Source organism: Kitasatospora sp. LaBMicrA B282 (genome assembly GCF_050325825.1).
Taxonomy (GTDB): domain Bacteria; phylum Actinomycetota; class Actinomycetes; order Streptomycetales; family Streptomycetaceae; genus Kitasatospora.
Genome location: NZ_JBNQTI010000081.1, coordinates 26,019 through 36,717, shown reverse-complemented (window position 1 = coordinate 36,717; position 10,699 = coordinate 26,019). Strand labels below are relative to the sequence as shown.

The following is a 10,699-nucleotide window of genomic DNA, read 5'->3' as shown; positions in this document are numbered from 1 at the left end:
GTGATCGAGGCCGGGGATGTCAACATATCTGGCGTTGACTTTTGGCACGCTGTTGAGTTCTCAAGGAACGGACGCTTCCTTCGCAGCCACTTCCGTGGCCCCTCCGGGCTTCGTTCTTTCGTGACCTCAGCGTATCACATGAGTTTCGTTCGGATTTCACCGGACATTTACTCAGTGTTGGCGCTGGATTCACCATCACCTCGCGGCGACTCGCCCAACCATAGCCGCATCCCGGCCGGTCCGCCTAATCGAGCATGGTGCGGCTTGAGCCGTCCGAGTACCAGCACCGAGCCGCGCGGCACGCCGGAGCCGATCGCCGGACTCACCCGGATGCCGTAGAGTGCGGCGCATCAACCAAGAGGACTAGACCACTTGGGGCGCAGGAGGGCTTGGGCGGCTTGGGTTCCGGTCGGCGGCCGACGGCGAAGTGACCACGGCGAGTCGGGCGGAACGGCCCGGATCCACTGCGCCTTATGTGGCGAGATGTCCAAAGTTGGCATGATTTAGGCTTCAGCCGACGTGTTCCGCCGCAGGCAGCGGCCGCTGCACCCTCACCTGGGAGGCTCCCCATGACCACCGTGACCTCGCCGCTGGCCGGCCGTGTCATCGGACTCGCCAACGTGCCCGACCCCGTCTTCTCCGGCGCGATGGTCGGCCCCGGCACCGCCATCGACCCGCCGCGCGAGCCCAGCACCGCGGTGGCGCCGGTCGACGGGCTGGTGGTCTCCATGCACCCGCACGCGTTCGTGGTGGTGGATGCGGACGGCCACGGGGTGCTCACCCATCTGGGGATCGACACCGTGCAGCTCAACGGTGAGGGCTTCGAGCTGCTGGTCAGCAAGGGCGACACCGTGAAGCGCGGGCAGCCGGTGATCAAGTGGAACCCGGCGGCCGTCGAGGCGGCCGGGAAGTCGCCGATCTCGCCGATCGTGGCGCTGGAGGCCGCGCCCGACCAGCTGAGCAAGGTGGTCGAGAACGGCGAGGTCAAGGCCGGCGGCGACCTCTTCACCTGGAACTGACCCACTCCCGACCGACGGATCTCCGGACCGCGCCCCGTCCCCCCGCACCGGTGGGACGGGGCCGCCGTGCGGGTGAGAGGAAGAAGCACATGGAGAAGACGCTGCGCGGTGTGGGTGTCAGCCACGGGGTCGCGATCGGCCAGGTCCGGCACATGGGCACCGCCGTGCTGGAACCGCCGGCCACCCAGATCCCGACCGAGGACGCCCCGCGCGAGCAGGCCCGGGCCAAGGCCGCGGTGGACGCGGTGGCCGCCGACCTGATCGCCCGGGGCAACCTGGCCGGCGGGGAGGCGCAGGCGGTCCTGGAGGCGCAGGCGCTGATGGCGCAGGACCCCGAGCTGATGGCGGACGTGGAGCGCCGGATCGCGGTCGGCAGCAGCGCCGAGCGCGCGGTGTACGACGCCTTCGCCGCCTACCGGGCGCTGCTCGCCGCGGCCGGCGAGTACCTGGCCGGGCGGGTCGCCGACCTGGACGACGTGCGCAACCGGATCGTCGCCCGCCTGCTCGGCGTGCCCATGCCGGGCGTGCCGGACAGCGACGAGCCGTACGTGCTGTTCGCCCGTGACCTGGCGCCGGCCGACACGGCGCTGCTCGACCCCACCCTGGTGCTCGGCTTCGTCACCGAGGAGGGCGGGCCGACCAGCCACTCGGCGATCCTGGCCCGCGCGATGGGCGTGCCCGCGGTGGTGGCGCTGCCCGGTGCGACCGACCTGGACGAGGGCGTCGTGGTGGCGGTGGACGGCAGCACCGGCGAGGTGCTGGTCGAGCCCGACGAGCAGGAGCAGGCCGAGCTGCGCCGGCTGGCCGCCGAGCGGAAGGCGGCGCTGACCGCCTCCTCCGGCCCGGGCCGGACCTCGGACGGGCACCTGGTGCCGCTGCTGGCCAACGTCGGTGGTCCGGCGGACGTGCCGGCCGCGGTCGAGGCCGGTGCCGAGGGGGTCGGGCTGTTCCGCACCGAGTTCCTCTTCCTGGACGACTCCAAGCGGGCGCCGAGCGAGGAGGTCCAGGTCGAGGCCTACCGCAAGGTGCTGGAGGCCTTCCCCGAGGGTCGGGTGGTGGTCCGGGTGCTGGATGCCGGCGCGGACAAGCCGCTCGACTTCCTGACCCCGGCGGACGAGCCCAACCCGGCGCTCGGCGTGCGCGGGCTGCGCACCCTGCTGGAGCACCCGGAGGTGCTGCAGGGGCAGCTGCGGGCACTGGCCAAGGCCGCCCAGGGCCTGCCGGTGCACCTCGAGGTGATGGCGCCGATGGTGGCCGACCGGGCCGATGCCAAGGCCTTCGCGCAGGCCTGCCGGGAGGCCGGGCTGGCGGCGAAGTTCGGCGCGATGGTGGAGATCCCGTCGGCGGCGCTGCGGGCCCGCTCGATCCTGGCGGAGGTCGAGTTCCTCTCGCTGGGGACCAACGACCTGGCGCAGTACACCTTCGCGGCCGACCGCCAGGTGGGTGCGTTGGCCCGGCTGCAGGACCCGTGGCAGCCGGCCCTGCTGGACCTGGTGGCCGCGGCCGCCGCGGCGGCGCAGGAGACCGGGAAGAGCTGCGGCGTCTGCGGCGAGGCGGCCGCCGACCCGCTGCTGGCCTGCGTGCTGACCGGGCTCGGGGTGACCAGCCTGTCGATGGGCGCGGCCTCGATCCCCTACGTCCGAGCGGCCCTCGCCAAGGCCACGCTGGCCCAGTGCCGGCGCGCCGCCGAGGCGGCCCGGGCCGCGGACAGTGCGGCCGAGGCGCGCGCCGCCGCGCAGCAGGTGCTGTCCGGCGAGTGAGCGGCTGACCGAGCAGGACGCTGCCGGGACTGCTGTGCATGAGGAGAGGAAGGGCCCCGCCGTGGCGGGGCCCTTCCTCATACCCGTGGGCGCTCGGCATACCCGTGAGCGCTCGGCCGCGGTCAGCCGCGGCGCTCGCGGCCCAGGCGCTCGAAGAACCGCAGGTGGTCGAGGTTGTCCACCGAGCCCGGGTTGACCGCCTGGTCGAGCGGGGTGCCGGAGAGCAGGCGCTTGACCGGGACCTCGATCCGCTTGCCGGTCAGGGTGTGCGGCAGCCCGTCCACGACGATCACCTCGTCGGGGACGTGCCGCGGCGAGAGCTGCTCGCGCAGCTCCCGGCGGATCCGGCCGCGCAGCTCGTCGTCCAGTTCGGCGCCGGGGGCCAGCTTGACGAAGAGCGGCATCCAGTAGCCGCCGTTCTCCTCCTCCAGGCCGATCACCAGCGACTCGGCGATCTCCGGCAGCCGCTCGACCACCTCGTAGATGTCGGAGGAGCCCATCCGGACGCCCTGCCGGTTGAGGGTGGAGTCGGAGCGGCCGTGGATCACCACGGTGCCGCGGGAGGTGACGGTGATCCAGTCGCCGTGCCGCCAGGTGCCCGGGAACATCTCGAAGTAGCTGTCCCGGTAGCGGGTGCCGTCCGGGTCGTTCCAGAAGCCGGTGGGCATGGACGGGATCGGTTTGGTGACGACCAGCTCGCCGACCTCGTCGGTGTGCGGCTTGCCGTGCACGTCCCAGGACTCGACCGCGGCACCCAGGCAGGGGGCCTGGATCTCACCGAGGTGGACCGGCAGGGTGGGGACGCCGCCGACGAAGCAGCTGCAGACGTCGGTGCCGCCGCTGACCGAGGCGAGCCAGACGTCCGGCTTCACCTCGTCGTAGATCCACTGGAAGCCGTCGGGCGGCAGCGGGGAGCCGGTGGTGCCGATGCAGCGCACCGCGGACAGGTCCAGGTCGCGGCCGGGGTGCAGCTCGGCCTTGCGACTGGCGATCACGTAGGCGGCGGAGGTGCCGAGCACGGTGGCCCGGGTGCGGGCCGCCACCTCCCACAGGGCGCCGGTGGTGGGGTGGCCGGGGCTGCCGTCGTAGGTCACCACGGTGGCGCCCACCAGCAGGCCGGCCACCAGGAAGTTCCACATCATCCAGCCGGTGGAGGTGTACCAGAGGAAGCGGTCGGCGGGGCCCAGGTCGAGGTGGAGCGCGGCCTGCTTGAGGTGCTCGACCAGGATGCCGCCCTGGCTCTGCACGATCGCCTTGGGCAGGCCAGTGGTGCCGGAGGAGTAGAGCACCCAGAGCGGGTGGTCGAACGGGACCTGCTCGAAGACCGGCTCCACGTCGCCCGCGGTCAGCGCGGACCACTCCAGGGCGCCCTCGGGGGCCGGGGTGCCGAGCAGCGGGACGTGCACCACGGCGCGCAGGCCGGGCAGCTCGCGGCGCAGCTCGGCGACCACCTCGGCGCGGTCGTGGGTCTTGCCGCCGTAGTGGTAGCCGTCCACCGCGAAGAGCAGCACCGGCTCGATCTGCTGCAGCCGGTCGAGCACGCTGCGGGCGCCGAAGTCGGGGGCGCAGGAGGTCCAGACGGCGCCGACCGCGGCCGTGGCCAGCAGCGCGACCACGGCCTGCGGGATGTTCGGCAGGTAGGCGCCGACCCGGTCGCCCGGGCGCACGCCCTGGGCGCGCAGCGCGGCGGCCAGCGCGCCGACCTGGCGGCGCAGCTCGGCCCAGCTCAGCGCGAGCGGCTCGGCGGTGGTCTCGTCCAGGTGCAGGATCGCGGGCTGCTCGGCGTGCGCCGGGTCGGCGGCGAGGCGCAGGGCGTGCTCGGCGTAGTTGAGGGTGGCGCCGGGGAACCAGCGGGCGCCGGGCATCGCGGGGTCGGCGAGCACGGCCTGCGGCGGGGTGGCGAACCGGACGTCGAAGTACTCGGTGACGGCGGTCCAGAACCGGCTCAGGTCGGCCGTGGACCAGGCGTGCAGGTCGGCGTAGCGGGCGGCGGCGGTGGCGTCGTCCGGGGCGGGGGCGAGCGGCGCGGCGGGGGCGCCGTGGCGCTCGGCGGCCCAGGCCTGGAAGGCGACCAACCGGGTGGCGGCGGCCGCCTCGGGGGCGGGGCGCCAGAGCGGCTCGGGCGCGGTGGCGGGGGCCTGGTCCTGGGGTGGGGTGCTCACGGTGGTGGTCTCCCGGCCGGAGGGTGGGGGCGGGGTGGCGCTGGTGGCGGCTCCCCTCCCCGTGCGTACGGACGGTGCTAGACCCTGCCATGTGATCGTCCGGTGCGCCAGGGGTGGTCCGGGTGGCCGGGGACGGTGGAGCTGGTCGGCGGGCCGTGGGGCGGCCCCTGGTCGGGCCGCCCCGGGTGGTCAGCGGTGGGTGGTCGTCGGTCAGGCGCGGTGGAGGCGGTCCTCGGCCAGGGCAGTCAGCAGGGCGGCCGCGTCGCCGAGGACGGCGTCGTCGAAGGCGGCCTGCGGGGCGTGGTTGTAGGCGGCGGTGGCGGGGTCGCTGCCGGGTGGACAGGCGCCGAGGAACAGGTAGGCGGCGGGGACCTGTTCGGCGACCACGCCGAAGTCCTCGGACCCGGCGATCGGGTGCGGCTGCTCGACGAAGCGGGCGGCACCGAACAGCCCGCGCACCGTCTGCGCGGCCGACGCGGCCTCACCGGGGTCGTTGACGGTGACCGGGTAGGCCTCGTCGTGCGCCACCTCGACGGTCAGGCCGTGCGCCTCGGCGATCCCGCGCACCAGCCGGGGCGCCTCGGTCAGCACCCGGTCGCGGGCCTGCGGCGAGAAGGAGCGGACGGTCGCGGCGAAGACGGCCTCGCCCGGGATCACGTTGGCGGCCGTGCCGGCGTGGAAGCTGCCGACCGTCACCACCACCGGGTCGCGCACGTCGAACCGCCGGGTTGCCATGGTCTGCAGCGCGAGCACCGCTTCGCAGGCGGCCGGGATCGGGTCCAGCGCGAGGTGCGGGGAGGAGCCGTGGCCGCCGCGGCCGCGCACGGTGAAGGTGAGCTGGTCGGAGCCGGCCAGCACCGGCCCGGGGCGGGTGGCGACCAGGCCGGCCGGCAGCTGGGAGGCGGCCACGTGCAGCGCGTAGGCGGCCACCACCGGCTCGCCGGCGGCAGTCAGCACCCCCTCCTCGATCATCAGCCGGGCCCCGCCGGCGCCTTCCTCCCCCGGTTGGAACATCAGCACCACCGCGCCGGGCAGTTCGGCGCGCCGCTCGGCGAGCAGCCGGGCGGCCCCGACCAGGGCGGCGGTGTGCAGGTCGTGGCCGCAGGCGTGCATCGCGCCCGGCACGGTGGAGGCGTAGGACAGCCCGGTGGCCTCCTGCACCGGCAGCGCGTCCAGGTCGGCCCGGAGCAGCACCACCGGGCCCGGGCGGGAGCCGCGCAGCACCGCGGTGACCGAGGAGAGCTGCTTGCCGAGGGTCAGCTCCAGCGGCAGGTCGGCCAGGGCGTCGAGCACCGCGGCCTGGGTGCGGGGCAGGTCCAGGCCGAGTTCGGGGTGCTGGTGCAGGGTGCGGCGGAGCGCGACGAGGTCGGGCTGCAGGCGGGCGGCGGCGGTGCGCAGGTCGGGACGGGTGGTCACGGTGCGACTCCGGGGGGTTTGGGGGCGGAGGTGACCCGGCCATGGTGGCCCGTGGCGGGCTCGGGCGGGAGAGGGCGCACGGATCCGCCACCGGGAGGCGGGCAGCCACGTCCGGCCGGGCTAGCCTGACGGCATGTCGAGACACGCGCAGGCAGAACGGCAGCGGTTGGCGCAGTTGCTGGCGGCGGCCGGGCCGGACGCGCCGACGCTCTGCGCCGGCTGGCGGACCCGGGACCTGGCCGCGCACCTGGTGCTGCGCGAGGCCCGACCGGACGCGGCGCTCGGGTTCGTCGTGCCGCCGCTGGCCGGGTGGACGCAGCGGGTACAGCAGGCGTACGCGCGCCGCCCGTACCCCGAGCTGGTGCGCAGCTTCCGGGACGGACCGCCGCGGCTGTCGCCGTTCGCGCTGCCGGGGGCGGACGAGGCGGGGAACACGGTGGAGTACTTCGTGCACGCCGAGGACGTGCGGCGGGCGGGGGCGGACGAGACGGAGCCGGTCGAGCCGGCGGCGATCGAGCCGGCGTTGGCCGAGGTGCTGTGGCGGCGGCTGCCGTTGCCGGCGCGGTTCGAGCTGGGGCGGCGGACGCCGGTGCGGGTGCTGCTCTGCCGGCCGGACGGGCGGAACCTGACGGTCGGTCCGGCGCGCCCGGGCGCGGTGCGGGTGACCGGCGAACCGGGTGAGCTGCTGCTGTTCGCGTTCGGGCGCGGGGCGCACGCGGCGGTCACGGTCGCCGGGCCGGCGGACGAGGTGGCGCAGCTGCGGGCGGTGGTGGCGCTGCCGGGCTGAGGACGAGCCCCGGGCCGCAGGGCGGCTGCGGGCCATCGTTCGGCCGCGGCCGAACGGTCGGCGCGGAGAATGGAGGACATGACGACGCGTGCGACGAGCGAGGGTGTCCCGCAGCTGGCGAAGGTGGCCGCGCTGCTGGCCGACGGCACCCGGGCCGAGTTCTGCCTGGCGTTGCTGGACGGCCGGGCCTGGACCGCGGGCGAGCTGGCGCGGCACGCCGGGGTGGCGCCGGCCACCGCGACCGGGCACCTCAACCAGCTGGTCGCGGGCGGCCTGCTCGCCGAGGAGCGGCAGGGGCGGCACCGGTACCTGCGGCTGGCCGGTCCCCGTGTGGCCGAACTGATCGAGCAGCTGGCCGCGCTGGCCCCGCCGCAGGCCACTCCCCCGCCGCCGCGCACCCTCTCCGCGAGCAGCCGGCAACGCGCCCTGTCCCGCGCCCGGACCTGCTACGACCACCTGGCCGGGACGGTCGGCGTGGCGATCTACGACGCGATGACCGAGCGCGGCCTGCTCGACCAGGACGGCGGGCTGACCCTCACCGGTGACGGCGCGGCCCGGCTGGCCGCGCTCGGCGTCACCGTGCCGGCCGCGAGCCGTCGCCCCGCGGTGCTGGCCTGCCTGGACTGGACCGAACGGCGCCCGCACCTGGCCGGCGCGGTCGGCGCCGCGCTCTGCCGCCGGGCGCTGGAGGCGGGCTGGGTGACCCGGATCGGCAGCAGCCGGGCCGTGGCGGTCACCCCGGCGGGGCGGGCGGTGCTGCGCGAGCAGCTGGGCGTGGACCCGGAGCCGACGGCGGCGGCCCCGACCGGGACCAGTGCAGCCGGGACCAGTGCAGCCGGGACAGCTGCGCGAGCCGGGGCCGGTCGGCCGCCCACCGCACAGCTGATCGGCAGAGCCCACCACTCCACCGGGTGACCGCCGTCGGGGTGTCACGGTGCGCCGTGGTGGCGGTCCGGCCGCCGCGCCACAGGATGTGGCGCGCCGAGCGGAAGTGCCGCGGACGGCGGACCGCGCCGCGTGGGTGGCGCGGTCGGTGAACCAGGGAGATGCGGATGCGCAAGTGGGTTGCCCTCGGGTCTTCGGCCCTGCTCATGTCGGGCGCCGCGCTGGCCGGGGGCGTGGTCTTCCACGCACCGGTGGCCGCCGCGGCCGAGCACGCGCTGGACGTCCTCGTGACCAATGACGCCGCGCATCCGGTGCCGGTGCAGGAGCAGAACACCGACGCCAACGGGAACATCAAGGTCCACGAGCAGGGCACGGCCAACGTGAACGTGACCAACTCGGCGCTGCCGGTGAGCGGGCAGGTCACGGTCGGCAACCTCCCGACCGTGCAGCAGGTGGCCGGGTCGGTGGGGATCAGCGCCTCGGGCAACGGCGTCCAGGAGCTGAACAGCGCGGCCAAGGCGCCGTTCACCCGGGTGAGTGTGGTCTCCTTCGGCGCCGGCAACCCGGGTGCCTTCAACGCGACCGCGGACCTGTTCACGGTGCCGGCCGGCGAGCGCGTGGTGATCACCTACGCCGGCGCGTCGGTGGCGGTGCCGGCCGGCGAGCACGCCGTCCTCGACGTCGACGCGCAGCAGGGCGCTGCCGCCTACCTGCCGCTCACCGACGCCGGGGCGTTCAACGTGTCGACCGCGCCCCAGTTGCTCACCGGTGGCGGGCCGGTGAGCATCGTGTACGACCCCGGCGCCCACATCGTCATGCACGCCTTCCGCAGTCAGGGCGACGGGGACAACATCGGCCAGCTGGTCGCGACGGTGTCGGGGTTCACCGTCCCCTTCCCCTGAGCCTGAGCCGCCCGAGTCGCCGCACTCCTGAGCCGCCGCCCGGTCAGCGGGCCGGCTGGTAGCGGCCGGCGAACCAGGCCTCGGCCACCCGGGTGTGGAAGGGGAAGGCGAGCCGGACCGGGGCGTCGATCAGCTGCCAGCCCTCGGTCTCGTCGGTGGGCACCGAGGGCGGCAGGTCGGCCAGGTCCTGGGCGGGCAGCAGGGCGAAGAGGCAGATGAAGCCGCCGGCGCTGTCGGAGTCGGTGGCGACCAGGGTGACGTCGTCCGCGTCGGCCTTGATCCCGGTCTCCTCGCGCAGCTCGCGCACCGCCGCCTGCTGCCAGCTCTCGCCGTAGTCGACGTAGCCGCCGGGCAGGGCCAGCAGGCCGTAGCCGGGCTCGATGGTGCGGCGGATCACCACCAGGCTCCGGCCGCCGTCGGGGCGGTTGACCGGGAGCAGGCTCACCGTGACCGGCAGCGGGTTGCGGTAGCTGATCTCGCCGCAGCCCACGCAGGTGCGCGGCCAGCCGGTGGTGCCGGCGGGGTAGGCGGCGCCGCACCAGTGGCAGTGCGCCCAGGGGCCGAACGTGGCGGGGCGGCCCTGCGTGGCAGCCTGGTCAGTGGTCATGGGGTGGATGGTAGTCCGGGGGGCGGGGCCGGGGGCTACGGTTTCGGGCAGCGGCGGGGGCGGTCGGGGCGGTGGCGCGACAGGAGGTGGTGGCGGTGGACTTCGCGCAGGCGCTGGCTGCCGGGCCGCTGGTGCTGGACGGCGGGCTGTCGAACCAGCTGGTCGCCGCCGGTCACCGGTTGGACGACGACCCGCTCTGGTCGGCCCGGCTGCTGCTGGACGACCCCGAGGCGCTGGTGGCCGCGCACGGCGCCTACTACGCGGCCGGGGCGCAGGTGGTGATCACCGCCAGCTACCAGGCGAGTTTCGCGGGGTTCGCCCGGCGCGGCGTGGGTCGGCGCGGGGCGGCCCGGTTGCTGGGCGAGAGCGTGGCGCTGGCGCGGCGGGCGGCGGCGGGCGAGCCGGGTCGGTGGGTGGCGGCGTCGGTCGGCCCGTACGGCGCGGTGCTGGCGGACGGCTCGGAGTACCGCGGGCGGTACGGGGTGGGCGCGGCCGAGCTGGAACGGTTCCACCGGCCGCGGATCGAGGCGCTGGTGGCGGCCGCGCCCGACGTGCTGGCGCTGGAGACGGTGCCGGACGTCGAGGAGGCGCGGGCGCTGGTCCGTGCGGTGCGCGGGCTGGCGGTGCCCGTGTGGCTCAGCTACACCGTGGCGGGCGGGCGCACCCGGGCGGGGCAGCCGTTGGCGGAGGCGTTCGCGGTGGCCGCCGAGGCACCGGAGGTGGTGGCGGTCGGGGTGAACTGCTGCGCGCCCGAGGAGGTGGGCGAGGCGGTGCGGGTGGCCGCGGCGGTGACCGGGAAGCCGGTGGTGGCGTACCCGAACAGTGGGGAGCGCTGGGATCCGGCCGACCGGGCGTTCCGCGGTGCGGGCCGGGGGCCGGCGGACTTCGCGCCGCCGTGGGTGGCGGCCGGGGCCCGGCTGGTGGGCGGCTGCTGCCGGGTCGGCCCGGCGCAGATCGCGCAGCTGAGCGAGCGGCTCGCCGCGCGGCACCGCTGAGCCGCCGTCGCCGAGCCGGCGGCGCGGTCCCGAGCGGCCGTGGGACCGGCCGGCGAGACGGGAGCGGGACGGGCGGCAACATCGGGTAGAACGGCCGAGAACCGGTGGGCGACGTGCAAGGCCGCGGGTGCGCCTGGCAGACTCGGCACCGATGCTTCGCAGTCGA

9 protein-coding genes are annotated in these 10,699 nt (G+C 75.5%); 6 read left to right on the top strand and 3 right to left on the bottom strand.

Annotation, left to right across the window (positions count from 1 at the left end):
- Nucleotides 1–569: 569 nt before the first annotated feature.
- Both ACQRUO_RS22315 and ptsP read left to right on the top strand, forming a co-directional pair.
- Entirely contained in the window at nucleotides 570–1,019 is a 450-nt protein-coding gene (locus ACQRUO_RS22315; RefSeq protein WP_428317781.1) for a PTS sugar transporter subunit IIA, read from the top strand.
- A gap of 89 nt (nucleotides 1,020–1,108) precedes the next feature.
- A complete protein-coding gene (gene ptsP / locus ACQRUO_RS22310; protein WP_428317780.1) occupies nucleotides 1,109–2,779 on the top strand; it encodes a phosphoenolpyruvate--protein phosphotransferase in 1,671 nt (556 codons plus the stop codon).
- Nucleotides 2,780–2,901: 122 nt separating this feature from the next.
- Here the strand turns inward: ptsP and ACQRUO_RS22305 are convergent, their stop codons facing one another.
- Nucleotides 2,902–4,941: an acetoacetate--CoA ligase gene (locus ACQRUO_RS22305; protein WP_428317779.1), complete on the bottom strand. Its 2,040-nt coding sequence runs from the start codon at nucleotides 4,939–4,941 to the stop codon at nucleotides 2,902–2,904.
- A 210-nt stretch (nucleotides 4,942–5,151) separates the two neighbouring features.
- Entirely contained in the window at nucleotides 5,152–6,357 is a 1,206-nt protein-coding gene (locus ACQRUO_RS22300; RefSeq protein ID WP_428317778.1) for a M20 metallopeptidase family protein, read from the bottom strand.
- A gap of 133 nt (nucleotides 6,358–6,490) precedes the next feature.
- Here ACQRUO_RS22300 and ACQRUO_RS22295 point away from each other — a divergent pair, with 133 nt between their 5' ends.
- The 3 genes from ACQRUO_RS22295 to ACQRUO_RS22285 all read left to right on the top strand — a co-directional run bounded on the left by ACQRUO_RS22295 (nucleotide 6,491) and on the right by ACQRUO_RS22285 (nucleotide 8,931).
- Complete coding sequence (locus ACQRUO_RS22295; protein WP_428317777.1) at nucleotides 6,491–7,144, top strand: TIGR03085 family metal-binding protein; 654 nt, start codon at nucleotides 6,491–6,493, stop codon at nucleotides 7,142–7,144.
- Between the two features lie 78 nt (nucleotides 7,145–7,222).
- Nucleotides 7,223–8,059, top strand: a complete 837-nt coding sequence (locus tag ACQRUO_RS22290; RefSeq protein WP_428317776.1) for an ArsR/SmtB family transcription factor — start codon at nucleotides 7,223–7,225, stop codon at nucleotides 8,057–8,059.
- 137 nt (nucleotides 8,060–8,196) lie between these two features.
- Nucleotides 8,197–8,931, top strand: coding sequence for a hypothetical protein (locus ACQRUO_RS22285; RefSeq protein ID WP_428317775.1), 735 nt, complete (start codon nucleotides 8,197–8,199; stop codon nucleotides 8,929–8,931).
- A gap of 43 nt (nucleotides 8,932–8,974) precedes the next feature.
- On the opposite strand, the gene ACQRUO_RS22280 is transcribed toward ACQRUO_RS22285, so the two are convergent.
- The gene (locus ACQRUO_RS22280) at nucleotides 8,975–9,538 is read right to left on the bottom strand and encodes an NUDIX domain-containing protein (RefSeq protein ID WP_428317774.1); all 564 of its coding nucleotides are present in this window, start codon (nucleotides 9,536–9,538) and stop codon (nucleotides 8,975–8,977) included.
- 89 nt (nucleotides 9,539–9,627) lie between these two features.
- On the opposite strand from ACQRUO_RS22280, the gene mmuM reads away from it, so the two are divergent.
- Nucleotides 9,628–10,533 carry a homocysteine S-methyltransferase gene (gene mmuM, locus ACQRUO_RS22275; protein WP_428317784.1) on the top strand — a complete coding sequence of 302 codons (906 nt, stop codon included), beginning with the start codon at nucleotides 9,628–9,630 and terminating at the stop codon, nucleotides 10,531–10,533.
- Nucleotides 10,534–10,699: the final 166 nt, after the last annotated feature.